The sequence below is a fragment of the Micromonospora sp. B006 genome, assembly GCF_003408515.1.
Taxonomy (GTDB): Bacteria; Actinomycetota; Actinomycetes; order Mycobacteriales; family Micromonosporaceae; genus Micromonospora; species Micromonospora echinospora_A.
In genome coordinates, this window is record NZ_CP030865.1 from 110,516 (window position 1) to 134,652 (window position 24,137).

A 24,137-nucleotide genomic window follows, 5' to 3' on the forward strand; every position below is an offset into this window, starting at 1 on the left:
ATCAGGCGCCCGGAGCTGCGCGCACCGCCAGATCGGCCGCCCGCTCTCGGTGGCGAAACGCCAAGCTCCGGAAACACCTCGGGGCGCTGCCCGAACCCCGGCCCTCCTCGGAGATCAGCCGCACCAGTTCCGACGTTGCAGCCACCTGGCTCTGGAACACCCGCCCCGCGGAGCCTTGGCGGGTGCGGGATCATGCCTGTCATGACTTCGGAAGAGGTTCGCTGGTCAGATGTCGCCTGCTTCGTCGGGCGATCCGATCACATTCCGTCGACGCTCGCAGACCTCTCATCCCCCGACAAGCAGGTTCGTTCGAAAGCGCTCAGGTTGCTGACGCACGACCTTGCTTGGAACGAGAACGTCTGCGAAGCAACGCCATATGCGATTCGCGAAATCGTGCAACGCCTGGAGCGGCGTGAGATCGCACACCCTGAAGAGGCGTTGGCGCTGCTCAGCACCCTCGGGAATGGGGAAGCAGCCCACCCCGAACTGATCGATTGGTATGGACGAGCAGTTGACCTCTTGTCGCTATGTCGGGAGCTTATGGAAAGCAACCTCAAGCTTTACGTGAGCTACCTCTCCGACCCGAGTGCACGCCTCCGTGCGTTGGATGTGATCAGCTCATATCGAGAGAGGGCGGAAGAAGCGCAAGCCGAACTACGCCGAGCCGCGGACCTGGCAAGGTCTACCGAGGAGCGTAAGGAAATCATGGCAGCGATCGACGACCTCCGCGAGTGGAACGAAACCTCGGTGGATGAGCCCACAGTCGTGTTGTCAGGCGACTTGTTCGATAGGAAGATTTCCGAAAGAAAAGCGGCGATGATGCGCATCGGTCAAGGTGGTTATGTAGCACCGGTGAGCAAGGTCGGTCCGTTCTTGTCTGCGCGACGTTACCTGATTCGACACATCATGCGTCTCCTTGAGCGGTCGGAGCGACAACGCCTCTGACGGGGCGAGGACGGCAGGGGCTGGCCGAGGCCACGAGAGACTGCCGAGACCGGGCTGCCAAGCCAGTGGCCCTGGCGGAGATTGACAATTCCCAGCGGGCTCGATTCCCGTCACCGCTCCAAGTGAGGCCCCAGCTCAGGAAGGTTCCTGGCCGGGGCCTCGGTGGTTGGCCACCGCCTTTTGTGCTGGCCGTACCCGATCACGGCCCTTCGTCAACGCGGCACGGGTCGAGGCGGGACCCATCCGAGTCCCCCGCCACCTACAGGCGGTCCGGATCCGGTATCGGTCTCGGATGGTCCGAAGGTGAGGCTGTCGGCGCCCCGGCTCAGCTTGACTGGATCGGGCTGAAAACCCCGTCCGCGCTGAGGAAGTCGGTAATGAGGGTGGCCAGTTCTTGAGGGCGTTCGGCGACCATCGCGTGGCTGGCGCCGGCGAGGTGCAGCACCCGCAGTGACGGGTTGTCCAGGCTGGCGAGACGCTCGGCGGTGGAGCGGCGGTAGGCGGCGTACAACTCGTGGAATGCCTGCTGTTCGGGCAGGTCCTCGGTTGCGAGTACGAGCAGCAAGGGGCACCGGGTGTCCCGGTAGGCGGGGATCAGATCAAGCGATTCCATTGCTTTGCGCAGCTGCTCGGTCAGCTCTGGAACGGGGCGTACTCGGCTACGGCCGTCGCCGCAGGGCACCAGATTGCGCTCGAAGGCCGCCACCCAGTCTTCCGGCGCGGCTCCGTACCGTTCGGCCATCGCACGCTGTCCAGCCAGCGCGGCGGCCACCTGGTCGGCGCTGAGCGGCTCGGCCAGCATCGCCGCCACGCCATCGAAGACGGCTCGCAGCTTGGCGAGTTCCGTCGCTGCCTGCTCCGGATCCATCCCGGAGAGCTGTTCAGGGCGGCTCAGTGTCGGGTTCCCGTCGAGGCTGACGGCGCCCGGGCATTCCGGGTGGCGCTGCGCCCAGAGCGCGGCCACCATCCCGCCGAGGGAAACGCCGACCATGGCGGGAGCGGTCAGGGCCAGGTCGTCGGCGACCGCGGCCAGGTCGGCCAGCACCTCGTTCCAGTGCCATGGGCCGTCTCCGGACCGCCCGTGCCCTCGAAGGTCGACGGTGACCACCCGGTGGGCCGGCCGCAGGTGTTGGGCCAGCCCCGTCATCTGGGCGAGATTGCCGCCGGCGCCATGCAGAAGTAGCAGCGGGCGCCCGGGCCCGCCGAAGTCGCGGACTGCGATCGGCGCGGTCCCCGAGCTGATGAAGGTTTCACCCACGTCTGGTCCTCTCCTGTAGCAATCGGTCACGGACGGAGGCGCAGAGCACGCCGCGCTCGGGGTGACGGGCCAACTTGCCGCGGGAGACCAGGTCGTGGACGCCCTGTCGGGTGATGCCGAGCATGGCGCCGGCCACGGCGTACGACACCGACTCGGCGGTGGGGTGACCCACCCGCCGCGCAACCGCCTGGCCGAGCGGGCTCCGCCACCAGTCGAGGGGAGGCTCGAACGGGCCATCCCCTGGATACAGGGTGGAGATCACTCGCATGATCGCTCCAACGGCCGCTCGATCGTCGCCGCCGAGCATCGTGGTGGCCCAGGTGCGGGCCCGCTCGTGGACGACGGCGCGCAGCGAGTCGACGCGGTCGTGGCCGTCGAGCAGGATCTCGAGGGGGTCGAGCAGGCGTATCTCGATCAACCTGACGAGCTGTTCGACAAGGTCCCCATGGCTTGGTGACATGCAGCCTCCCCACTTACTTGACGGTCATCGTCAAGTACTTGACGCAGCGTGTCAAGGACTGCGGGTGCGATGAGCGTCGTGCCGCCGAGGGACTCGCCTGACGGGCGGCTTCACTACGCGTGGGTCCGCAAGCCGGACGGCCATCAGGTCAAGTTCGTACGGAAGCGATGAGCCCACTGCGCTTGGGTGGGCAGGTTCCCGTGGTCGAGGCGATGGGCTACCGCCTGCTTCGCGGCCCGGTCCAGCGTCTCGGGCAGCCGGTCGAACGAAGCGGGCCAGACGTCGAGCAACGAGAAGATCTCCTGGCCGTCGCGCACTGTCAGCAGCAGCATGCACCGCCAGTGCGGAACGAACTCCGGCCGCCGCCCCGCCCGGTGCACCAGGAACGGGCGTAGGTAGTGCAGGGCGTGCGGGGTCGGCCAGCCAGCCGTGGCCGTGATTGCGGCTGAACCCGTACTCGATCGCCTGGCTGTCGAGTTGGATGAGCGTGGCGGTGTCGACCGCCTTGACGGTCCGGGGCACGGGAGACGGCACCCCGGAAGCATTCCACCGACCGGGTGGGCGGAGCGATGAGTCGCGGGCCGCAGCCGGGTCTGACGGGGGAAAGCAGCGGAAACCGGAGGAGCAGACCCATGGGTACGTTGATCGTGACCGAGTTCCTGACCCTCGACGGCGTGGCGCAGGCGCCCGGCGAGCCCGACGAGGACCGCGAGGGCGGCTTCAGCCACGGTGGCTGGCAGATGCCGCTGCTGGACGACGAATCCGGCGCGGTGATGTTCCAGCGGGCGAGCAGCATGGACGCGCTGCTGCTGGGCCGCAAGACGTACGACATCTTCGCCGGCTACTGGCCCAAGGCGCCGGAGGAGATCCCCTTCACCGGCCTGCTCAACGGCGTGCCCAAGTACGTGGCCAGCCGTACCCTGACCGAGCCGCTGGCCTGGGCGAACTCGACGCTGGTGAGCGGCGACCTGGCCGAGCGGGTGACCGAGATGAAGGCCCGCCACGACGAGGTGCACGTGATCGGCAGCCTCGACCTGGTGCAGTCGCTGCTGCGCGCCGGCCTCGTGGACCGGCTCAACCTGTGGGTGTACCCGGTGCTGCTCGGCACCGGCAAGCGGCTGTTCGGCGAGGGGACGGTGCCGAGCGCGCTGCGGCTCACCGAGTCGGTCACCCACGCCCACGGCACGCTCCAGCTGACGTACGAGCCGGCCGGCGCGCCCGCCTACGGGGACGCGGCCGCGTAGCGCGCGTCGAGGTCGAGCACGTGCCGCAGGCCGGGCTCCCCGTCCAGCTCCACCGGACCGTCGGGTACGAATCCGGCACGCCGGAGCACCGACAGGGAGGCCGGGTTCGCCAGTGCCGCCGAGGCGACCAGCCGGCGCAGCCCCTACTCGGTGCGGGCCAGTTCGCAGACGCGCCGTACGCCGTCCCGGGCGAGCCCGCGCCCGGCGGCGCGCTCGGCCACCCGGTAGCCCAGCTCGGCGCTGCCGCCTGCGACGTCGACCAGGTTGAACCGTCCGACCACGGCGCCGTGGTCGCCGACCAGCACGTGGAAGTGGCAGGTGCCGCGGTCCTGCTCGTCCAGCAGGGCCGCGTGCCGGGCGGCGTACCGGGTGAAGAAGTCGTCGCCCCGGTCAGGTACGTACCGGGCGAAGTACGCACGGTTCTCCCGCTCGAACCGCAGCACGGCGGGTGCGTGGTGAGCGGCGAGTCGTTCCAGCTCCGGCATCGGGCCAGGTTAGGCGTCGGCCGGGTAGGAGCGCAGTTCGATTGTGTTGCCGTCCGGGTCGCGGACGTAGATCGAGGTGCCGGTGCCGCGCGCGCCGAAGCGCGGTACCGGGCCGGTCAGCACCGTGAAAACCCCGGAGCCGATCACCCGCTGCCAGTCGACCGGCTCGACCACCAGGCAGAAGTGGTCCACGTTGGACCCGGCCGGGTCGCCCTCGACCAGGTCGATGATGGTGCCGGCGTCGACCCGTACGGACGGGAAGGGCGCCTCGCCAGCCCGCCACCTGTCGACCCGCACCGGGGCCAGCCCGAGCGTGCCGCAGTAGAAGTCGAGGGAGCGCTCGACGTCGCTCACCGAGAGCACGAGATGGTCGAATCCGGTCACCGTCACGAGATCGTTCCGCATGCGCCAACCCTGGCCCGGCGCGGCGGCGGGACCAACCCCCGATCGCACTACGATCGTTGACTCACGGGCAACGACGGAGGTGCCTTGTGCTGGAGCGGTACGAGATCGAGACGTTCCTGACGCTGGCCGGGGAACTGCACTTCGGGCGGACCGCCGAGCGGCTGCGGGTGAGCACCGGACGGGTCAGTCACGTGGTGCGCAAGCTGGAACGCCGCATCGGCGCGCCGCTGTTCGAGCGCACCAGCCGGGTCGTCCGGCTCACCCCGATCGGCGCCCGCCTGGCCGAGGAGATGCGCCCGCTGGTGGCCGGCATCGAGGAGGCGGTCCAGCGGGCCGTGGACGCCGGGCGCGGGCTCACCGGCGGGCTGCGGGTGGCGTACGTCGGCGAGTCGACAGCGCCGGTGCTGCTGCGCGCGGTGGCCCTGTTCACCGAGCGTCACCCGGACTGCGAGGTGCACGTGCACGAGGCACCGCTGGCCAGCACCCGGTCGAGCCTGCTGGACGGCACGATCGACGTGCTGATCGCCTCGTACCCCTTCGACGGGATGGCGAACGGCCCGGTGCTGCTGCGCGAGCGCCGGGTGCTCGCGGTGGCCGCGGGCCATCCGCTCGCGGCCGAGGAGTCGGTGTCGCTGGAGGTGCTGGGCGACCATCCGGTGGTGCAGTACCCGGCGGTGACGTCGACCGCGTTCAAGCAGGACCGCACGCCGGACCGCACCCCGTCGGGCCGTCCGGTGCCGAAGGGCCCGGTCGGCGGCAGCTTCTCCGAGATGCTGGCGCTCGTCGCGCTGGGGCGTGGCGTGCTGCCGGTGGGCGAGCAGGCCCGGCAGTTCTATGCCCGTCCGGACGTGGCCTACGTGCCGATCCACGACGCGCCGCCGATCTGTCGCGGTCCGGTGTGGACGGCCGGGAACACCACGTCCCGGGTACGTGAGTTCGTCCGCGCGGCGGCCGACGCCAACCCGCTGCCGCCGGACTGACCGTGTCGTACCCGGGTGGCAGCATCGGCGGGATGCGGGACGAGATCCGGGCACTGGTCGACGAGCTGACACCTGGTGACGAGCAGGAGGCGCGGCACCGGGAGGCGGCGCTGTCCTGGCTCGCCGCCACGGAGGACATCTTCCGCCGGGCCAAGCCGCGTACGCCGTCGCCGCATCTGGTCGCGTACTTCCTGCTCCGCGACCCGGCCGACGGCGCGGTGCTGCTGGTCGACCACCGTCTCGCGGGCATGTGGCTGCCGAGCGGCGGTCACGTCGAGCCCGGTGAGCACCCGGCCGACACGGTGCGCCGCGAGCTGCGGGAGGAGCTGGGCGTGGCGGCGGTCTTCGCGCCGCCGTTCGGCGAGCGCCCGGCGTTCCTGACCGTCACCGAGACGGTCGGCCCGCCGGAGCAGCGGCACACCGACGTGAGCCTCTGGTACGTGCTGTCCGCGCACCGCGACCAGCGGTTCACGCCCGATCCGGTGGAGTTCGCCGGCATCCGCTGGTGGACGACGGCCGAGGTGGCCGAGGCGCCGGCCGGCACGATCGAGCCGCACCTGGGCCGGATGCTGACCAAACTGGCGGCAGCGACGCCTTGACCCGTCCCCTGCGGCAAGGCCCAGCGTGATCAGTGCCGGTCGCGGTGACCGGCACGAGGAGCGCGAGGGAGGACACGTGCGACTGCTGACCATCGGGGCGTTCGCCCGCGCGACCGGCCTGAGCGCCAAGGCGCTGCGCATCTACGACGACTGCGGGCTGCTGCCCCCGGCCGCGGTGGACCCGCACTCGGGCTACCGCTACTACGCGCCGGAGCAGGCGGACCGGGCGCGGCTGATCGCCGGGCTGCGCCGAGCCGGGATGCCGCTGGCCGAGATCCGTACCGTCTGCGGTCTGCCGCCCACAGCCGCCGCCGAGGCGCTCGACGCCTGGTGGCGGCGGGTCAGCGCGGACACCGCGGCGCGCGGCCGGGCCGTCGCGCTCCTCGTCGACAGGCTCAGCGAGAGGGGCACCACCATGTCCGAGACGACCTTCCGGTACGCGGCGCGCTGCGAGACCGGCGCGGTCCGCGACTCCAACGAGGACACCGCGTACGCGAGCGCCACGCTGCTCGCGGTCGCCGACGGCGTACGCGGTCCGGCCGGGTCCACCGCGAGTGCGGAGGCGGTGGACGCGCTGCGGCCGCTGGAGCAGGCGGACGAGTCGCAGGCCGATCTGCTCGCCGCGCTCGCCGACGCGGTCACCCGGGCCGACCGGGCGGTACGGGCGCACGCCACCGACGCCGATCAGCCCGCCACCACGCTCACCGCGATCCTGCGGCGCGGCACCCGGCTCGCGCTGGTGCACGTCGGGGACAGCCGGGCGTACCTGCTGCGCGGCGGCGAGCTGTCCCGGCTCACCCAGGACCACACGTACGTGCAGACGCTCGTGGACCAGGGCCGGCTCACCCCGGCCGAGGCCGGGACGCACCCGCAGCGGGCACTGCTGGCCCGGGCGCTCGGCGCGGGCGTCGAGGTGGAGGCGGATCTGGCGCTGCGTACCGCACTACCGGGCGACCGCTATCTGCTCTGCTCCGACGGCCTCTCCGCCGTGGTGGACCCGGGCGCGCTGCACGCCGTGCTGACGGAGGCGGACGATCCGGAGACCGCCGTCGAGCGCCTGGTCGAGCTGGCGTACGCGGCCGGCGCGCCGGACAACATCGCCTGCGTGGTCGCCGACCTGGCGGCGTGATCCCCGCGACCCGGGTCGGCATGTCCGGCCCGGGTCGTACCCTGGCGATCATGCGAATCGGCATCGTGATCCTGCCCGACCAGCGCTGGTCGGAAGCGCGCCGGCGGTGGGCGCAGGTGGACGAGTGGGGCTTCGACCACGCCTGGACCTACGACCACCTGGGCTGGCGTGACCTGGTCGACGGCCCGTGGTTCGACTCGTGGACGACGCTCACCGCGGCGGCGGGCGTGACGTCCCGCGTCAAGCTCGGGACGCTCGTCGCGTCGCCGAACTTCCGGCATCCGGCGGCGTTCGCCCGACAGGTCACCGCGCTCGACGACGTCTCCGACGGCCGGGTGCTGCTCGGCCTCGGCGCGGGCGGCATCGGCTTCGACTCGGCTGTGCTCGGCGGGGAGACGCTGCCGCCCCGGCAGCGCGTCGACCGGTTCGCCGAGTTCACCGAGCTGCTCGACGCGATCCTGCGGGAGGACGGCACGACCTGGCGCGGGGACTGGTTCACCGCTGTGGACGCGCGCAACAACCCGGGCTGCGTCCAGCAGCCCCGGGTGCCGTTCGTGGTGGCCGCGAACGGTCCCCGCTCGATGCGGCTGGTCGCCCGGTTCGGGCAGGGCTGGGTCACCACCGGGCTCGGCGGCGACGACATCGAGGCGTGGTGGGGCACGGTGGCGGAGCTGTCCGACCGGATGACGCGGACGCTGGAGCAGGCCGGGCGCGACCCGGCGACGCTCGACCGCTACCTGTCGCTGGACTCCGCTCCGGTGTTCTCGCTCACCAGCGCCGACTTCCTCGCCGAGCAGGTGGCGCGGGCGGCCCGCCTGGGCTTCACCGACGTGGTGACGCACTGGCCCCGGGCCAGCAGCTGGTACGCCGGTGACGAGGCGGTGCTGGTGGAGGCGGCGGCGCTGCTGCCGGAGCTGCGCCGGGCCGGCTAGGTGCCGACGCTGCCCTCGGTGGAGACCAGCCGGAACCGGAGGCAGACGATCCGGGTGTCGTCGGTGACCGGGGTGCCCTGCCGGGCCCAGTAGGAGCCGTGGCCCTCGCGCCACTCCTCGATCGACCGGTCGCCCTCGCCCTCGGCGCGGGCGAAGTCCCACGGCACGTCGGCGAAGCGCACCACCTCGACGCCGGTGACCTCCACGACGCCGACGAACGTGTCGTTGTCGTCGACCAGGACCAGTCGCTCGCCGACGTACTCCAGTTCCTCGTTCTCGTCGTCGTACTCCTGGACCAGCCCGGCGGTGGCGGTCTTCACGCCGGAGAGCACGAGGGTGTTGAGCCGGGTGCGCAGCTCACCGGGCGTGCCGAGGGCGAGCGCGCGCAGTCCACCGATGCGGGGCCACATGCCGTGGACGCTACGGCACCGTCCCGCCTCACGGCAGTTCGTCGCCGGTGAGCAGGGCGCGCAGCCTCAGCCGCTCGCGTACCTCGGGCGGGCAGGTCGCCACCAGCGCCACGGCGCCGATCATGTCGGCTCCGGCGTCCCGGACGACCCGGCACAGCGCGTCCAGTTGCGCGCCGGTGTCGACCCAGTCGTCCACCAGCAGCACCCGGTCGCCGGGGCCGAGCCGTCGGCCGTCCACGCCGACCCGCAGCCGCCGTCCCCGGTAGTCGGGGGGTGTGTCGGCCCAGCGCGTCGGCCCGGCCCGGCGTCGCTCGCCACCGTCCTTGTACGCGGGCAGGAAACCGGCGCCGGCGGCGACCGCGACGAGCGGGCCGAGCAGCAGCCCGGTCACCTCGGGCGCGATGACGACGGTCGGGCGGGCGTCCGGAAAGAGCCCGGCGAGCGCGGGGCCGACCTGCGCGAGCACCTCGGGGTCACGCCACCAGCCGGAGATGTCGCTGACCAGGTGGGTGCTGCCCGGCCCGGGGTCGATCCACCGGAACAGCTCGACCAGGCGACGGTTCAGCACGGTTTCCATCCTCGCGGATCGGTGGGCCGTTCGGCCGATCGACTGTGGCGTGATCGGCTACACGTACCGGGGTAAATACGGGCATAGCACCATGATCACGTTGACTTCGGAAGTGCTTCTCTCGTTACGGTCCGGGCCGGTTTGTTCAGTTGACGAAAGGACCGGGCCGGTGGCTGCTAGGCACCTTCGTACCCGCAAGTTCTCCTCGCCCGCCGCCATCGCCGCGACCGCGGCGGTCGGCGTGGCGCTCGCGGTCGGCGGTACCGTCGGCGCCGTGCGGCTCACCTCCGCCGAGCCGCCCGCCGAGCAGGTCGCGGTCGAGGCCGTGCCCAGCACGCCCGCCCCCACCTCGGCCGCCCCCTCGCCGAGCGCGTCGCCCTCGCCGACGGCGAGCGTCAGCCCGTCGCCCAAGGCCACCGCGAGCCCGAAGTCGAGCCGCACCCAGGCGGCCTCCCGGAGCAAGGCCCGGACCGCCTCTCCGAAGCCGACGGCGAAGAAGACGAGCAGCCCGAAGGTCGTGGACAGCGGCTCGTGCGGCGCGTCCTTCTACGCCGAGGGCCAGATGACCGCGAACGGCGAGTCGTTCAACCCGAACGCGCTGACCGCCGCGCACAAGACGCTGCCGTTCAACACCAAGGTCCGGGTCACCAACCCGGACAACGGCAAGTCGGTGGTGGTGCGGATCAACGACCGGGGCCCGTTCATCGAGGGCCGCTGCCTGGACCTGTCCCGAGCCGCGTTCGCGTCCATCGCCGCCACCGGTCTCGGCCACATCCAGGTCCGGTACGAGGTCCTCGGCTGACCGTCCACTCGGCCAGAACTTCCACGGCCGACGGGCCAGGTTCATTCTCCCGTTCACGTCCATCAGGCATGCTGTCCGATGTACGCACGCAACCCTTCCAGCCGGGCCGCGGCCCGCTGAGCCCCGGATCCCGCGCCGGCCTCGGCGCGGCCCTCGGGCTGCTCGCGATCGTCGTCGCGGCGGAGCTTGCCGACGGTCGCCCGGCGCACTACCTCGCGATGATGGTCGTCGCGCCGTTCCTCGCGGCGGCGCTCGCGTCCTGGCGGGTGGTGCTCGCCGTGGGTGGGCTGGCCACCGCCGTCGGCGTCGCCTTCGCCCTGGCCGAGCGGGGCACCCCGCTGGTGACCGCCGTCAACGTGACGGCCATCGGGGTGGCGACAGCGGTCGCGGCGGCCACGGCTGCGGTACGCCAGCGGCAGGTGGACCGGATCGCGGAGCTGTCCCGGCTCGCCTCGGTCGCCCAGCAGGCGGTGCTGCGCCCGCTCGGCCCGCAGGTCGGCACGCTCGCGGTGGCCGCCCGGTACATCTCCTCCACGGCGACCGCCGAGATCGGCGGCGACCTGTACGAGGCGATGGACACCCCGTACGGCGTCCGCATGATCATCGGTGACGTCCGGGGGAAAGGGCTGGACGCGGTCCGCCTGGCCAGCATCGTGCTCGGCTCCTACCGGCACGTGGCGTACGAGCGGGCCGACCTGCGCGCCGTGGTGACCGACCTGGACCGGGCGGTGGCCCGCAACGTCGGCGACGAGGACTTCGTCACCGCGGCGCTGGTCGAGGAGCGCGGCGGCACGCTCACCATCGTCAACTGCGGGCACCCGCCGCCGTTGCTGCTGCGCCGGGGCAAGGTGATCCCGCTGGAGCCGCCCGCGCCCGCGCCGCCGCTCGGGTTCATGCCCGTGGTCCGGCCGCGGGTGGAGCGGCTGGAGCCGGGCGACCGGCTGCTGCTGTTCACCGACGGGCTGGGCGAGGCGCGGCGGGACGGCGAGTTCTTCCCCACCGCCGACCGGGCCTGGCGGCTGCTCGGTCACGGCACCGTCGCCGACGGGCTGGCCTCGCTGGAGACCGCCCTCGTCGAGTGGGTGCACGGCCGGCTCGACGACGACATCGCGCTGGTCCTGATGGAGTACGCCGGCCCGTACAGCGCCACCGCGACGCCGGTGCCGAGCTGGGAGGTCGGCGCCGCCGACGGATGAACGGGAAGTGTGTAATCGCTGTCACTTCCGAGATCCGCTTGTCGTTGCCTACCGGTGAGTAATACAGTCTGGAGTTACTGATCGGTAACACCTGTCCGGAAGCGGGGCCAGCGAGCATGACCCACTACAAGAGCAACGTGCGGGACCTCGAGTTCAACCTGTTCGAGGTATTCGGGGCGGACCGGACGCTCGGCCAGGCTCCGTTCACGGACCTGGACGTCGACACCGCCCGCAGCTTCCTCGGCGAGGTCGACCGTCTCGCCCGCGAGGACCTGGCTGCCAGCTACACGGACAGCGACCGCAACCCGCCGGTCTTCGACCCGGCGACGTTCACCGCGCCGCTGCCGGAGTCGTTCAAGAAGTCGTACAAGGCGTTCATGGACTCCGAGTTCTGGCGCCTCGACCTGCCGGAGGTCCTGGGCGGCACCAACGCCCCGCGCGCCCTCTGGTGGTCGCTCGCCGAGCTGGTGCTCGGCGCCAACGCCCCGATCTGGATGTACGCCTCCGGCCCGTCCTTCGCCCACGTGCTGCACGTCGAGGGCACCGAGGAGCAGAAGAAGTGGGCCCGGCTGTTCATCGACAAGCAGTGGGGCTCGACCATGGTCCTCACCGAGCCGGACGCCGGCTCGGACGTGGGCGCCGGCCGCACCCGGGCGATCCAGCAGCCGGACGGCTCGTGGCACATCGAGGGCGTGAAGCGTTTCATCACCTCCGGTGAGCACGACCTGAGCGACAACATCGTCCACTACGTGCTGGCCCGTCCGGTCGGCGTCGAGGGCGTGGGCGGCCCGGGCACCAAGGGCCTGTCGCTGTTCGTCGTGCCGAAGTACCACTTCGACGCCGAGACCGGCGAGCTGGGCGAGCGCAACGGCGTCTACGCCACCAACGTCGAGCACAAGATGGGCCTGAAGGTCTCGAACACCTGCGAGGTGACGTTCGGCGAGCACGGCGTACCGGCCAAGGGCTGGCTGCTGGGTGAGAAGCACGACGGCATCCGCCAGATGTTCATGATCATCGAGTATGCCCGGATGCTCGTCGGCACCAAGGCGATCGCCACGCTCTCCACCGGCTACCTGAACGCGCTGGAGTACGCCAAGAACCGGGTGCAGGGCGCCGACCTCACCCAGATGGCCGACAAGACCGCGCCGCGGGTGACCATTACCAACCACCCGGACGTGCGCCGCTCGCTGCTGCTGCAGAAGTCGTACGCCGAGGGCCTGCGCGCGCTCGTCTGCTACACCGCGACCTGGCAGGACAAGGTCACGATCGCCGAGGCGGCCGGTGACGAGAAGGCCACCAAGCTGGCCAAGCGCGTCAACGACCTGCTTCTGCCGCTGGTCAAGGGCGTCGGGTCGGAGCGGGCGTACGAGCTGCTCGGGCACGAGGCGCTGCAGACCTTCGGCGGCTCCGGCTTCCTCCAGGACTACCCGCTGGAGCAGTACGTCCGGGACGCCAAGATCGACACCCTGTACGAGGGCACCACCGCGATCCAGAGCCTGGACCTGATCTTCCGGAAGATCGTCCGGGACAACGGCAAGGCCCTGATGGCGGTCGCCGCCGAGATCCAGGAGCACATCGCCTCCGAGGCCGGCAACGGTCAGCTCAAGGAGGAGCGTCAGGCGCTCGGCAAGGCGCTCGCCGAGATCCAGAACATCCTCGGCGTGATGACCGGCTGGCTGGGCGAGGCCCAGGGCGGCGACACCCGCGCCCTCTACAAGGTCGGCCTGAGCAGCCGCCGGTTCCTGCTCGCGATCGGTGACCTGGTGGTCGGCTGGCTGCTGCAGAAGCAGGCGGACGTGGCGCTGAAGGCGCTGGCCGGCGAGGTCTCCGCGGCCGACAAGTCCTTCTACACCGGCAAGGTCGCCGCCGCCCGGTTCTTCGCCCGCGAGGTGTTGCCCCGCATCGGCGCCGACCGGCGGATCATCGAGGGCACCGACCTGGAGATCATGGACCTCCCGGAGGAGGTCTTCTGAGCCCCTCCGGGGTCTTTCTCCCCTGAAGCGTCACTCTCCCCCTCATGACGACGGCCGGCGGGCACCAGCCCGCCGGCCGTCGTCGTCAATGCTCCCGAGGTGGATAGGCGGGCCCGGTGGCGGGTAACCGTCGCGGACCACGACCGGAGTACGCCCAAGGCCATCGCACGGGGGAGTGCAGCGCACATGGGCATTGGTAGCGCCATCTTTCTCATCGCGCTCGGCGCGATCATGACCTTCGCCATCCGGGCCAACGTCTGGTGGATCGACCTGCGCGCGGTCGGCTGGGTCTTCATCCTGGCCGGGCTGGGCGTCCTGCTGACCACGCTGTGGTTCTGGCAGGACCGCCGCAAGCGGGCCCGTACGCTCATCGTGGAGGAGAACCGGCTCTCGCATCCGACAGCGATGATGCCGCCGCCGCCCGACCCGCCGCCGCCGACGGCCCCGCCGTCCTGACGCCGCGTCTCAGCGGCCGATCCGGTCCAGCTCGGCGAGATCGTCGCCGGAGAGGGACAGGCCGGCGCCCGCGACGTTCTCGCGCAGGTGCGCGACGGACTTCGTGCCGGGGATCAGCAGGATGTTCGGGGAGCGGCCCAGCAGCCAGGCCAGGGCGACGCCCATCGGCGTCGCCCCCAGGCGCTCGGCGACTGCCGACAGCGCCGAGGACTGCAGCGGCGTGAACCCGCCGAGCGGGAAGAACGGCACGTACGCGACGCCCTGACGGGCCAGGTCGTCGATCAGGTCGTCGTCGCCGCGGTGCGCCAGGTTGTACCGGTTCTGCACGCAGACGATCGGTGCGACGGTCTGTGCCTCGGCGACCTGTTCCGGCGTCACGTTGCTCAGGCCGAGGTGGCGGATCACGCCCTCCTGCTGGAGCGCGACGAGCGTTTCCAGCGCCTCGGTGAGCGAGCCGGGCTTCGGCCCTTCCGCGTCGCCGAGCCGGAGGTTGACCAGGTCGAGCGTCTCCACGCCCAGCGTTGCCAGGTTCTCCCGGATCTGCCGGCGCAGGCTCTCCGGGTCGCGTGCCGTGGGCCAGCCGCCCTGCTGGTCCCGGTCCGCGCCGACCTTGGTGACGACGTGCAGCGACTCCGGGTACGGGTGCAGCGCCTCCCGGATCAGCCGGTTGGTGACGTGTGGCCCGTAGGCCGCGCTGGTGTCGATGTGGGTGATGCCGAGCGCGACCGCCTCGCGCAGGACCGCGAGGGCGCCGTCGTGGTCGGCGGGCGGTCCCATGACCCAGGGGCCGGCGAGTTGCATCGCGCCGTAGCCGAACCGGGTGACGGTCAGGTCTCCCAGCGTCCAGGTGCCGCCGGGAAGGGTGGTGGGGGCCATGCGTGTACCTCTGGCTCTCGTCGTCCGTCACGGGCGCCGCTGGATCACGGCGCCCGGCCTCCACTATCGGGGTGTAACTTTCCGGTGGGAAGTAGGCACCTGAAAGTGCGTAGCTCACCGAGGCGGCAGGAGCACAGATGAGCAAGGCGGAGTACGACGCGTTCCTGGCCCAGTGCCCCAGCCGGCAACTGCTCGACCGGATCACCGACAAGTGGGTCACGCTCGTGCTGGCCGCGTTGCGCAGCGACGGCTCGCACCGGTTCGGGGCGGACTGCGCGGGCGACCCGCGCCCGAGGCGATACTCCGAGCTGTTCCGCACGCTCCCCGGGGTCAGCCAGAAGATGCTCACCCAGACGCTGCGTGCCCTGGAACGCGACGGTCTGATCACCCGCACCGTGGAGCCGACAGTGCCGGTGACAGTCACCTACGAGCTGACCGACCTCGGGTTCTCCCTGCACGAGATGATCCGGGGCCTGAAGTCCTGGGCGGAGGCGCACATGGACGACGTGCTCGCCAGCCGGGCGGCGTACGACACCCGCGTCGGCTGAGCCTCAGGCGCGGGCGGTGTGGCGGCCGGTGATCGGCGCGTTTCCCGGCGCGAGGTCGGCCCAGCGGGTCGTCGGCCGGTGCACCACCAGGTCTGTGGTCCGCAGGCCGTCCGGGTCGGCCCGCTGCGGGTCGAGCAGTGCCGACAGCAGAGAGATCCCCGGATTGTGGGCGACCAGCAGCACCGTGCCGGCGGTCGGCTCGACGGTCCACAGCAGCTCCAGCAGCTGATCCGGAAGCGCGTCGTACGCGGTCGCCTCGTACCGCACCGCGGGCGCCGAGCCCGCGGGACCGCCTTCCACCGGGGAACCGCTCATCCCCATCGCCACGTCGTGCCAGGTCTGCCGGGTGCGCCGGGCCGGCGAGCAGAGGACCACGTCGGGAAGCAGCCCGTGCCGGGCCAGCCAGGCGCCGGCGGTGGCGGCGTCGGCGTGCCCCCGCGCCGTCAGCGACCGCTCCGCGTCGGGGGCGTCCCCGGACGGCTCGGCCTTGGCGTGCCGCAGCAGCACCAACGTCCGCTGCCCGTTCCTGTCGTCCGTCATACCGCCCAGCTTGCCTGATTGACGATCAAAGCGCCTGGGTATGTCGATGTGTGCCGCTACCTCATCCATGGCCGCGGCGGGCAGGAAACGCCAGCAGGACGCCAAGGAGGCGACGTCATGGGCATCGGTGCAAGCATCTTCCTCATCGCGCTCGGCGCGATCTTCGCGTTCGCCGTCGACGCCAACCTGGGATGGCTGAACCTCAACGTGGTGGGCTGGGTGCTCATGCTCGCCGGCGTCGCCGGCCTGCTCACCACGCTCTACTTCTGGAACAGCCGCCGCCGGGTGGTGGCCGCGCCGGTGCGCGAGCGGGTCGTCGCCGAGCCGGTCGCGCCGGTCCGTGAGGACCGCGTCGTACGCGAGGAGTACCGCGAGGTGCGTGGTCCGGGCTCGGGCTACCCGGTCTGACCCGTACCCCCCGAACCCGAGGGCCCCGCAACGGCGCGGGGCCCTCGCGCGTGTCCGGGGCCGGTCCGGCTCGACTCGGTTCGGGTCAGGCGAACAACGCGAAGTAGATCGCGATGTGGTGGCAGATCGCCGCGACGAGCGTGCAGGCGTGGAAGAACTCGTGGTGGCCGAAGACCGTGGGCCACGGGTTCGGGCGGCGCAGCGCGTAGAAGACCGCGCCCACGCTGTAGATCGCGCCGCCCACGCTCAGCAGCACCAGCGCGGTGACGCCGCCGGAGTGCAGGATCTGCGGCAGCATGGCCACCGCGACCCAGCCGAGCGCGAGATAGAGCGGGGCGGAGACCCAGCGCGGCGCGTGCGGCCAGATCAGCTTGACCGCGACGCCCGCGATCGCGCCGCCCCAGACCAGGCTCAGCATGATCGTGGCCTGGCGGTTGTCCAGCAGCAGGGCGCAGAACGGCGTGTAGGTGCCGGCGATGAACACGAAGATCATCGAGTGGTCCATCCGGCGCATGATCTGGTAGCCGCGTTCGGACCAGACCCGCCGGTGGTAGAGCGCGCTGGTGCCGAAGAGCCCGCACACGGTGAAGCTGTAGATCAGACAGCTCACCAGTGGCGCCCAGCCGGGACGGCCGGCGGCGATCGAACAGAGCACGATGCCGCAGACGAGAGCGGCGAAGAACGCGTACGCGTGCAGCCAGCCGCGCATGCGCGGCTTCCCGATGTCGGCCGGCCGGAGCCGGAACGGTGCGGATGTGGTCACATCAACAGGTTACGGCAGCGTAGGTTACTTGCAAGTAGTGTGGACCGTCACGTCAGCCCACGGGAGGATGACCGGATGCGGATCCGGCCGGTCGGGACCCATGCCCTGCTGCTCGACTGCGACGACCCCGAGCAGGTCGAGGCGTGGCGGGCCGAACTGTGGCACCGGCGCGCGAGCGGCGAGCTGACCGCCACCGAGATCGTCCCGGGCGCTGTCACCGTGCTGCTCGACGGCGTACCGGACCCGGAGGCGGCCGCCGCCCGGATCGCCGGCTGGCGTCCACGGACCGCCGCCTCGGGCGCAGCCGCCGAGGAGGTCCGGGTGCCGACCGTGTACGACGGCGAGGACCTGCCGCGCGTCGCCGCCCACTGGGACACCGACGTGCCCGCCGTGGTCGACCGGTTGCGGCGTACCGAGTTCCGGGTCGCGTTCTGCGGATTCGCGCCCGGGTTCGCGTACCTGACCGGGCTGCCGCCCGAGCTGGCAGTGCCCCGGCTCGCCACGCCGCGTACCCGGGTGCCGGCCGGCTCGGTCGCGCTCGCCGGCCCGTACGCGGGCATCTACCCCGCCGCGTCGCCCGGCGGCTGGCTGCTGGTCGGCCGGACCGACCTGCCGCTGTTCGACGTACGCGCCGACCCGCCGGCCCGGCTCACCCCCGGCACCCGGGTCCGGCTGGTCGACGCGCCGTGATCGAGGTGCTGCGGGCCGGGGCGCTCACCACAGTGCAGGACCAGGGCCGCCCCGGCTGGGCGCACCTCGGCGTGCCCCGCTCCGGCGCGCTCGACCCGGCCGCCCTGCGCCTGGCCAACCGCCTCGTCGGCAACGACGAGCACGCCGCCGGGCTGGAGATCACCATGACCGGCTGCGTGCTGCGCTTCATCCGGGCCGTAGCGGTCGCGCTCACCGGCGCCCCCGCCGAGGTGGTCGTCGAGTGGCCGCCGCCCGGTGCGCGGCGGCGTCCGGCGGACGTGGGACGGCCGCTGGCGCTGCCGGCCGGGGCGGTGCTGCGCGTCGGGCCAGCCCGGGCCGGGGTGCGCACCTGGCTGGCGGTGAGCGGCGGGACCACCGTCGAGCCGGTGCTCGGCAGCCGCGCCACCGACACGCTCTCCGGGCTGGGGCCGCCACCGCTGCGCGACGGGGACCGGCTGCCCCTCGGCACCCCGGCCGGTCCCCCGCCCCCTGTCGACCTCACCGTCCCCGGGCCGGCCCCGGACGAACTGCGGCTGACCGTGCGCCCCGGCCCCCGGCAGGACTGGTTCACCCCGCAGGCGCTGGCGCTGCTGTGCGGCACCGCGTACACGGTGAGCCCGGACAGCAACCGGGTCGGCGCGCGGCTGGCCGGCGCGGCACTGCCGCGCGCGGTGGCCGGCGAACTGCCCAGCGAAGGACTGGTGCTCGGCGCGGTACAGGTCCCGCCGGACGGCCAGCCGCTGGTCTTCCTCGCCGACCACCCCACCACCGGCGGTTACCCGGTCGTCGGGGTGGTGGACGACGTGACCCCGCTCGCCCAGGCCCGGCCAGGCGCTACGGTGACGTTCCATGGACCTCAACGCTGACCTCGGCGAGGGATTCGGAAGCTGGCGGCTCGGCGACGACCACGCGCTGCTCGACCTGATCAGTTCCGCGAACGTCGCCTGCGGCTTCCACGCCGGCGACGCGGCCACCATGCACCGGGTCTGCGCCGCCGCCGCCGAACGCGGCGTCGCGGTCGGCGCGCAGGTCGGCTACCGGGACCTCGCCGGCTTCGGGCGGCGGCACATCGCGTACGACTTCGCCGAGCTGCGCGACGAGACGATCTACCAGCTCGGGGCGCTCGACGCCTTCTGCCGGCTGTACCGCACGCGGGTCCGCTACCTCAAACCGCACGGCGCGCTCTACCACGCGGCCGCCCGCGACGAGGCCCAGGCCGCCGCGCTGGTGGCCGCGATCAGCGGGTACGACCACGAGCTGCCCGTGCTCTGCCAGCCCGGCAGCGTGCTCGCGCAGCTCGCGACCGGCGCCGGGCTGCGGGTGGTGGCCGAGGGGTTCGCCGACCGCAACTACCTGCCGAACGGCACGCTGGTGCCGCGCAGCTCACCGGACGCGCTGGTGACCGACCCGGAGCAGGTCGCCGTCCGGGCGGTACGGATGGCTGTCGAGCAGACGCTCGTCGCTGTCGACGGGACGGTGATTCCCTGCCCGGTCGAGTCCATCTGCCTGCACGGTGACACGCCTGGGGCGGTGCGGTGCGCGGAGCTGGTGCGGGCCGCGCTTGTCGATGCGGGGGTCACGCTCACTCCGTTCGCGTGAAAGGAAGGGCCCCCTGTTAACGCCTCCGGTAGAGGAAGGGGCCCTTCTTAACACGCGCTGTCAGGCGTCCATGCCGCGCAGGACCAGCGGCACGCGGGTCGCGCCGCCGGCGACCACCCGGACCGGCACGCCCCAGTCCTGCCGCGTCAGGTGGCAGGCCGCGTGCTCGACGTCGGCGTCGCACGTCGCCGCCTGGGCGGTCACCTGGAGCACGCCCTGCGCCACGTCACCGCTGACCACCAGCTTGCGGGACAGGTCGGTGGTGGTGCCCGCGCCCTCGACCAGCAGCTCCGGCGGGGACGCCGAGACCACCAGACGGGTCGACGGCCCGTACGTCTCGTCGAGCTTCTGCCCCGGCGCCGGCGTGAAGATCACGTCCAGGGTCAGCTCCCCGGCCGCCACGTCGGTCGGCTTGCGCTCCAGCCGGTGCCGGGGGCCGTCCACAGTGTTCGCCCCGGCCGAGGTCAGCGCGCCCGGCGCCAGCCGGGTCAGCCGGTGCGCCGCCGACTCGACCACGAGCACGTCGCCGTCGCCGGTGAGCACCAGGTCGCTCGGCTCGGCCAGCCCGTCCGCGACGGTGCCCACCTGCCCGGTCTCCGGGTCGAAGCGCCGCACGGCCCCGTTGTACGTGTCGGCGATCAGCACCGAGCCGTCGGGCAGCGCGCACACGCCCAGCGGGTGCTGGAGCAACGCCTGGTCGGCCGGGCCGTCGACGTGCCCGAAGTCGAACAGGCCCTGACCGACGGCGGTGTGCATGACGCCGCCTTCGACCCAGCGGATCGCGCTGGTCTCGCTGTCGGCGATCCAGAGCCGCGAACCGTCGGCCGACACGGACAGACCGGACGGCTGGGCCATCCACACGTCCGGCAGCGGGCCGTCGCGCAGCGCCTCGACAGTGGTACCGGCGTACATGCCGGCGGTCCGCTTGATCGGGTCGAACCACCAGAGCTGGTGAATGCCGGCCATGGCGACGATCACCCGGTCGTCGTACCAGGCCACGTCCCACGGGGACGACAGGTCGACGGCGCGGGCGTCGTGCGCGTGGTCGTCGACGGTCGAGCGCCACTGCCGACCGGTGCCGGCAACGGTGACCACCTCGCCGGTGGACAGCCGTACGCCGCGCAGCAGGTGGTTGACCGTGTCCGCGATCACCACGTCGTAGCCGGCCACCTCGGCCACGTGTGGCGGCAGCAGGCAGAGCCCCTGCGGCTCGGCGAACGTGGCGGCGGTGGCCGGGCCGTCCGTCCGGCCCCGGGAACCGGCGCCGATGCGGCGGACCACTGTCTCGCCATCGGCGGCCAGCTCGACCAGGGAGTGCCGGGCCGAGTCGCTGACCAGCAGGTTTCCGCCGTCGAGCGGCAGGGCCTTGCCGGGGAACCGCAGCACGGTGTCCGGCTCGGCCGGCGGCACGTACGGGCCCTCGCCCCGGTGCAGCGTGCCCTTGGCCTCGTGGGCCGCGATCAGCTCGTCGATCAGCCGGGCGAGACCTTCGGCGTGCCCCTCGCCGGCCATGGTGGCGACCACGTAGCCCTCCGGGTCGACCACGGCCAGGGTCGGCCACGCCTTGGCCGCGTACTGCTGCCACATGTCCATGTCGGCGTCGTCGAGCACCGGGTGGTGCACGCCGTACCGTTCGACGGCCGCGGCCAGCGCCGCCGGGTCCTTCTCGTGCTCGAACTTCGGCGAGTGCACCCCGATCACGACCAGGACGTCGCCGTACTTCTCTTCGAGCGGGCGCAGCTCGTCCAGCACGTGCAGGCAGTTGATGCAGCAGAAGGTCCAGAAATCCAGCAGGACGATCTTGCCTCGCAGGTCGGCCAGCGTGACGGCCTTGCCGCCGGTGTTCAGCCAGGACCGGCCCCGCAGTTCGGGTGCCCGTACGCGTGCGCTCATGCCCCCATCGTGCCGCACCGGCCGGGCGCGCTCCCGGCGATCCCGGGGTGAACAGACGCACACCGAAACGGCGCGGAGCGCCCACCCCGGCGAGGGGTGGACGCTCCGGCGTACGTGCGGTTACTGGCCGGCGGGCTTCAGGCAGAGCACCCGGGTGGTCCCGCCGCTGTCGACGGAGACCGTCGGCTGCGTCAGATCGGCGCACTTGTCCTTGTTGTCCACCTTCGACACCACGCTGAACGCGCCCTGCTCCCCGCAGTCGGCGGCCACGGCGGTCTCGCCGGACTGCTTGACGCAGGAGCCGACCGCCGGGTCGAAGCCCGCCGGCTTGTCGTCGCCGACCTTGCCGAGCAGCGTGAGCAGACCGAGCGGTACGGCGAGGATGAGCACCGCCGCGATCAGCACCGCGGCCAGCACCCGTCCGTTGCGTACCTTCGGCGGAGGCGCCTCGGTCTGCGGCTCGGCGGCGTCCGGCTTGAACGCGTCGAACCGGCCCTGCTCCGGCTCACCGGACGGTCCGTCCTGCGACCAGGCCGGCGGGGCCTGCTGCGGCGCCGGGAAGGGGCTCGTGTCTCCCGGCCAGCCCTGGCCGGGCACCGCGACGGAGGCGCGCCCACCGGCCGGCGGGCCGAACTGGTCCGGCTGGCCGCCGAACGGCTCGGGACGGCCGGCCGGGCTGCCGAACGGATCCTGGTGGCCGCCGGGAGAACCGAACGGGTCCTGGCGGCCGCCCGGCGGGCCGAACGGGTCCTGGTGACCGCCCGGGGTGCCGTACGGGCTCTGCGGGCCGTCGAACGGGTCCCGGACCGCGCCGGGCGCCTCGCCGCCCGGGTGCACCCCGTTGGCGGGGCGGGTGTTCGCGGGCGGGTCCATGAAGGACGGCACACCGGCCGGGAACGGCGGCGGCGCGGCCGGCGACGACGGCGGCGCGGCGGCGTACCCGTGCGGTCCGTCGGCGTCCTCGGTCCGGGACTGCGGGCCGGGGAAGCCGTTGTCCGGGCCGAACCCGGACGGCCCGTCCTGGTCGGGGAAGCCGTGCCCGTCCTGCTCGGGCGCGTCCTCGGGCTCCGGGCGGGCCGGCCGGCCGTACACCCGGGGCTGCGGCGCCGGGGTGCCGGTCGGCAGGGGCTGGTCGGACGGCGGGGTGACCCGGCTGGTCACCGGGACCGACGCGCTGGCCGAGACCGGGCCGCCCTCCGGGGAGGTACGCGGGCCGGGCACGGACGCCGACTGCGGCTCGCCCCAGGCTCCGTCGCCGCGCTCCGGCTCGTACCCCTGGGGTTCGGCCGGCGCGGGCGGGTGGTCGGCGGGCGACGACGCGGCAAGCGCGGCGCCGGGCACCCGCTGCTGCTGTGCGGGCAGCGGCACGGCGTTGCCGGGCGAGATGCCCGGCGCGGGAGCGGGCTGGTACGCCGGCGCGGAGTCCTCGGAGCGGCCCCACGCCTCGGCGGGCGACCACGGCTCGGCGGCCGGTACGGCCGGGCGGTCGTCCTGGTTGCCGCCCCAGCCGGCGGGCGCGTCGGGAGCCGGTACGGAGACGCTCGCGCGGGCCGCCGGCGCCTCGACCGGCGCGGCGGAGCCCCAGCCGGGCTGTGCCGGCTCCTCCGCCGGCCGCCCGGTCTCCTGGCGCTGCGGCACTGACGCGGCGCCGCTCCAGGCGCCGGCCTGCTCCTCGGAGTCACGCTGCTGCGGTACGGCGGGGGCACCCCAGCCGCCGGGCTGCCGGCCCTGGTCCGGTTCGCCCCAGCCGCCCGGCTGTGCCGCCTCGGCCGGGTTGGCGGCGCGGCCCGCGGCCCAGCCACCGGAACGGTCCGGGTCGTCGGGGCGGGCAGGCTCGTCCCAGCCACCCGCGCGGTTCTCGGGCTGCGGGGCGGGCCAGCCGCCGGAGCGGTGTCCCTCGTCGTGCTGCGGTCCTCCCGTCGGACGCCAGCCGCCGGAGCGGTGCGGGTCGTCCTCGGGAGCGGCGGAGCGGTTGTCCTGATCGGACTGCTCCGGAGTGGACCACGAAGCGTCCGGCCGGGTGGCGCCGGGCACCGAGACCGCGGCGGCGGCCCGGGCGGGCGGATCGGCCGGCGGCCAGGTGGCGCCGGTCTGCTGACCCGGGGGCGCCCAGGCCGGCTGGCTCTCGCGCGGCGTCCAGCCGCCGGAGCGGCCCGGGTCGTCGGCCGCGGCGGGCTGCTCGTCACGCGGGTTCCAGCCGCCGGAGCGGTTCGGATCGTCCGGCGGCGCGGCGGCGGGGGGCGCGCCACCGGCGTGTCCCGGGGCGTCGTCGTGCTGCCCGCCGGTGGGTGCGAAGCCGCCGGAGCGGTGCGGGTCGTCCGGCGGAGCGGGCGTGACCCAGGTCTCGTTCGGCACGGTGGCCGGGGCGGGGACGTAACCGGTGCCGCGAGCGGCCGGGTCGCCGGACGGCGACCGGACCGGCTGCTCACCCGAGCCCCATCCCTGACGGTTCTGCTCCGCGGCCCAGGCCGGCGCCGTCGGCTCGGCGGGGCTGCCCGGCGGCGTGGCGGCCCAGGCAGGCGGCGCCGGGGCGGCGGCGCGGTCGGGGCGGGGCTGCTCGGGAGCGCCCCACGCGGGGCTGCCCTGGCCGGGACCGGCCCAGGCGGGGGCGCCCTGGTCGGTGCCGCCCCAGGCGGGCTGCTGCCCGCGGTCGGCGGGCGGTGGGACCTGGGCGGTGGCCCGGCCGGTCACCGGCTGGCCCGCGGGCGGGGCCCACGCGGGTGGCTGCTCGTCGTTCGCGGCCCAGGCCGGTTGCGCGGGCCGCCCGGCCGGCGGGGGCGGTGCCCAGCCGAGGTCGGGCGCGCCGTTGTACCCGTTGTCCTGCTGCGCCGGCTGATCGCCGTACGGCACCGGTCCGCCGGTGCCCGGCGACACCTCGCCCGGCTCCTGGCCGGGGCGGTGCGGAGCCTCGGACGTCATGGGTGCGCCTCCTCCATCACAGGTCGGCCGCCGATGCCGGTCGGGGGAACCGTCGACAT

Annotated in this window: 27 protein-coding genes; 16 read left to right on the forward strand and 11 right to left on the reverse strand. The window is 73.0% G+C overall.

The features are described 5' to 3' along the window. Positions 1–201 precede the first annotated feature (201 nt). Positions 202–945: a hypothetical protein gene (locus tag MicB006_RS31590; RefSeq protein WP_152037809.1), complete on the forward strand. Its 744-nt coding sequence runs from the start codon at positions 202–204 to the stop codon at positions 943–945. A 325-nt stretch (positions 946–1,270) separates the two neighbouring features. Here the strand turns inward: MicB006_RS31590 and MicB006_RS00545 are convergent, their stop codons facing one another. Beyond that, positions 1,271–2,203: an alpha/beta fold hydrolase gene (locus tag MicB006_RS00545; RefSeq protein WP_116503135.1), complete on the reverse strand. Its 933-nt coding sequence runs from the start codon at positions 2,201–2,203 to the stop codon at positions 1,271–1,273. Between the two features lie 94 nt (positions 2,204–2,297). Here MicB006_RS00545 and MicB006_RS31755 point away from each other — a divergent pair, with 94 nt between their 5' ends. After that, positions 2,298–2,660 (forward strand): hypothetical protein, encoded by a 363-nt coding sequence (locus MicB006_RS31755; protein ID WP_161565902.1) that lies wholly within the window; start codon positions 2,298–2,300, stop codon positions 2,658–2,660. Positions 2,661–2,806: 146 nt separating this feature from the next. On the opposite strand, the gene MicB006_RS32160 is transcribed toward MicB006_RS31755, so the two are convergent. Beyond that, the gene (locus MicB006_RS32160; RefSeq protein ID WP_225980596.1) at positions 2,807–2,995 is read right to left on the reverse strand and encodes a hypothetical protein; all 189 of its coding nucleotides are present in this window, start codon (positions 2,993–2,995) and stop codon (positions 2,807–2,809) included. A 300-nt stretch (positions 2,996–3,295) separates the two neighbouring features. On the opposite strand from MicB006_RS32160, the gene MicB006_RS00560 reads away from it, so the two are divergent. Then, the gene (locus MicB006_RS00560; RefSeq protein ID WP_116503139.1) at positions 3,296–3,907 is read left to right on the forward strand and encodes a dihydrofolate reductase family protein; all 612 of its coding nucleotides are present in this window, start codon (positions 3,296–3,298) and stop codon (positions 3,905–3,907) included. A gap of 143 nt (positions 3,908–4,050) precedes the next feature. Here the strand turns inward: MicB006_RS00560 and MicB006_RS00565 are convergent, their stop codons facing one another. Next, entirely contained in the window at positions 4,051–4,392 is a 342-nt protein-coding gene (locus MicB006_RS00565; RefSeq protein ID WP_225980597.1) for a GNAT family N-acetyltransferase, read from the reverse strand. A gap of 9 nt (positions 4,393–4,401) precedes the next feature. Beyond that, on the reverse strand, positions 4,402–4,797 hold the full coding sequence (locus MicB006_RS00570) for a VOC family protein (protein WP_116503141.1): 396 nt from the start codon (positions 4,795–4,797) through the stop codon (positions 4,402–4,404). Positions 4,798–4,883: 86 nt separating this feature from the next. On the opposite strand from MicB006_RS00570, the gene MicB006_RS00575 reads away from it, so the two are divergent. The 4 genes from MicB006_RS00575 to MicB006_RS00590 all read left to right on the forward strand — a co-directional run bounded on the left by MicB006_RS00575 (position 4,884) and on the right by MicB006_RS00590 (position 8,437). Further along, positions 4,884–5,777 (forward strand): LysR family transcriptional regulator, encoded by an 894-nt coding sequence (locus MicB006_RS00575; protein ID WP_116503143.1) that lies wholly within the window; start codon positions 4,884–4,886, stop codon positions 5,775–5,777. Positions 5,778–5,809: 32 nt separating this feature from the next. Next, positions 5,810–6,376 carry an NUDIX hydrolase gene (locus tag MicB006_RS00580; RefSeq protein ID WP_116511037.1) on the forward strand — a complete coding sequence of 189 codons (567 nt, stop codon included), beginning with the start codon at positions 5,810–5,812 and terminating at the stop codon, positions 6,374–6,376. Positions 6,377–6,452: 76 nt separating this feature from the next. Beyond that, positions 6,453–7,505 carry a MerR family transcriptional regulator gene (locus MicB006_RS00585; protein WP_116503145.1) on the forward strand — a complete coding sequence of 351 codons (1,053 nt, stop codon included), beginning with the start codon at positions 6,453–6,455 and terminating at the stop codon, positions 7,503–7,505. A gap of 20 nt (positions 7,506–7,525) precedes the next feature. Next, entirely contained in the window at positions 7,526–8,437 is a 912-nt protein-coding gene (locus tag MicB006_RS00590; RefSeq protein WP_116511039.1) for an LLM class flavin-dependent oxidoreductase, read from the forward strand. Here MicB006_RS00590 and MicB006_RS00595 read toward each other — a convergent pair. Further along, on the reverse strand, positions 8,434–8,847 hold the full coding sequence (locus tag MicB006_RS00595) for an ASCH domain-containing protein (RefSeq protein ID WP_116503146.1): 414 nt from the start codon (positions 8,845–8,847) through the stop codon (positions 8,434–8,436). The two genes, MicB006_RS00590 and MicB006_RS00595, sit on opposite strands and share 4 nt — an antisense overlap. Before the next feature lie 28 nt (positions 8,848–8,875). Next, positions 8,876–9,424 (reverse strand): phosphoribosyltransferase family protein, encoded by a 549-nt coding sequence (locus tag MicB006_RS00600; protein ID WP_192900168.1) that lies wholly within the window; start codon positions 9,422–9,424, stop codon positions 8,876–8,878. A gap of 160 nt (positions 9,425–9,584) precedes the next feature. Here MicB006_RS00600 and MicB006_RS00605 point away from each other — a divergent pair, with 160 nt between their 5' ends. The 4 genes from MicB006_RS00605 (at position 9,585) to MicB006_RS00620 (ending at position 13,842) form a co-directional block, all read left to right on the forward strand. After that, the gene (locus MicB006_RS00605) at positions 9,585–10,217 is read left to right on the forward strand and encodes a septal ring lytic transglycosylase RlpA family protein (protein ID WP_116503148.1); all 633 of its coding nucleotides are present in this window, start codon (positions 9,585–9,587) and stop codon (positions 10,215–10,217) included. 68 nt (positions 10,218–10,285) lie between these two features. Further along, complete coding sequence (locus tag MicB006_RS00610; RefSeq protein ID WP_116503149.1) at positions 10,286–11,413, forward strand: PP2C family protein-serine/threonine phosphatase; 1,128 nt, start codon at positions 10,286–10,288, stop codon at positions 11,411–11,413. Positions 11,414–11,529: 116 nt separating this feature from the next. Then, entirely contained in the window at positions 11,530–13,386 is a 1,857-nt protein-coding gene (locus tag MicB006_RS00615) for an acyl-CoA dehydrogenase (protein ID WP_116503150.1), read from the forward strand. Positions 13,387–13,572: 186 nt separating this feature from the next. Then, positions 13,573–13,842: a DUF6458 family protein gene (locus MicB006_RS00620; protein ID WP_013283345.1), complete on the forward strand. Its 270-nt coding sequence runs from the start codon at positions 13,573–13,575 to the stop codon at positions 13,840–13,842. 9 nt (positions 13,843–13,851) lie between these two features. Here MicB006_RS00620 and MicB006_RS00625 read toward each other — a convergent pair whose 3' ends face one another. Next, a complete protein-coding gene (locus tag MicB006_RS00625; RefSeq protein WP_116503152.1) occupies positions 13,852–14,718 on the reverse strand; it encodes an aldo/keto reductase family oxidoreductase in 867 nt (288 codons plus the stop codon). Between the two features lie 137 nt (positions 14,719–14,855). Between MicB006_RS00625 and MicB006_RS00630 the strand changes: the two genes are divergently transcribed. Then, positions 14,856–15,266 carry a helix-turn-helix domain-containing protein gene (locus tag MicB006_RS00630; RefSeq protein WP_116503154.1) on the forward strand — a complete coding sequence of 137 codons (411 nt, stop codon included), beginning with the start codon at positions 14,856–14,858 and terminating at the stop codon, positions 15,264–15,266. Positions 15,267–15,269: 3 nt separating this feature from the next. Here the strand turns inward: MicB006_RS00630 and MicB006_RS00635 are convergent, their stop codons facing one another. Next, a complete protein-coding gene (locus tag MicB006_RS00635; RefSeq protein WP_116503156.1) occupies positions 15,270–15,806 on the reverse strand; it encodes a histidine phosphatase family protein in 537 nt (178 codons plus the stop codon). A 117-nt stretch (positions 15,807–15,923) separates the two neighbouring features. On the opposite strand from MicB006_RS00635, the gene MicB006_RS00640 reads away from it, so the two are divergent. Further along, positions 15,924–16,214 carry a DUF6458 family protein gene (locus MicB006_RS00640; RefSeq protein WP_073826882.1) on the forward strand — a complete coding sequence of 97 codons (291 nt, stop codon included), beginning with the start codon at positions 15,924–15,926 and terminating at the stop codon, positions 16,212–16,214. Between the two features lie 85 nt (positions 16,215–16,299). Here MicB006_RS00640 and MicB006_RS00645 read toward each other — a convergent pair whose 3' ends face one another. Further along, entirely contained in the window at positions 16,300–16,977 is a 678-nt protein-coding gene (locus MicB006_RS00645) for a hemolysin III family protein (RefSeq protein WP_073826881.1), read from the reverse strand. A gap of 75 nt (positions 16,978–17,052) precedes the next feature. Between MicB006_RS00645 and MicB006_RS00650 the strand changes: the two genes are divergently transcribed. The 3 genes from MicB006_RS00650 to MicB006_RS00660 are packed head-to-tail and all read left to right on the forward strand — an operon-like array spanning position 17,053 to position 19,266. Next, positions 17,053–17,667: an allophanate hydrolase subunit 1 gene (locus MicB006_RS00650; protein WP_116503158.1), complete on the forward strand. Its 615-nt coding sequence runs from the start codon at positions 17,053–17,055 to the stop codon at positions 17,665–17,667. Beyond that, positions 17,664–18,533, forward strand: a complete 870-nt coding sequence (locus MicB006_RS00655; protein ID WP_116503159.1) for a biotin-dependent carboxyltransferase family protein — start codon at positions 17,664–17,666, stop codon at positions 18,531–18,533. The genes MicB006_RS00650 and MicB006_RS00655 overlap by 4 nt, the downstream gene beginning before the upstream one ends. Further along, positions 18,517–19,266, forward strand: a complete 750-nt coding sequence (locus MicB006_RS00660) for a LamB/YcsF family protein (protein ID WP_073826876.1) — start codon at positions 18,517–18,519, stop codon at positions 19,264–19,266. The genes MicB006_RS00655 and MicB006_RS00660 overlap by 17 nt, the downstream gene beginning before the upstream one ends. A 60-nt stretch (positions 19,267–19,326) precedes the next feature. Here MicB006_RS00660 and MicB006_RS00665 read toward each other — a convergent pair whose 3' ends face one another. Both MicB006_RS00665 and MicB006_RS00670 read right to left on the reverse strand, forming a co-directional pair. Further along, on the reverse strand, positions 19,327–21,159 hold the full coding sequence (locus MicB006_RS00665; protein ID WP_116503161.1) for an NHL domain-containing thioredoxin family protein: 1,833 nt from the start codon (positions 21,157–21,159) through the stop codon (positions 19,327–19,329). A gap of 120 nt (positions 21,160–21,279) precedes the next feature. Continuing rightward, complete coding sequence (locus MicB006_RS00670; RefSeq protein WP_116503163.1) at positions 21,280–24,078, reverse strand: hypothetical protein; 2,799 nt, start codon at positions 24,076–24,078, stop codon at positions 21,280–21,282. Between the last annotated feature and the right edge of the window lie 59 nt (positions 24,079–24,137).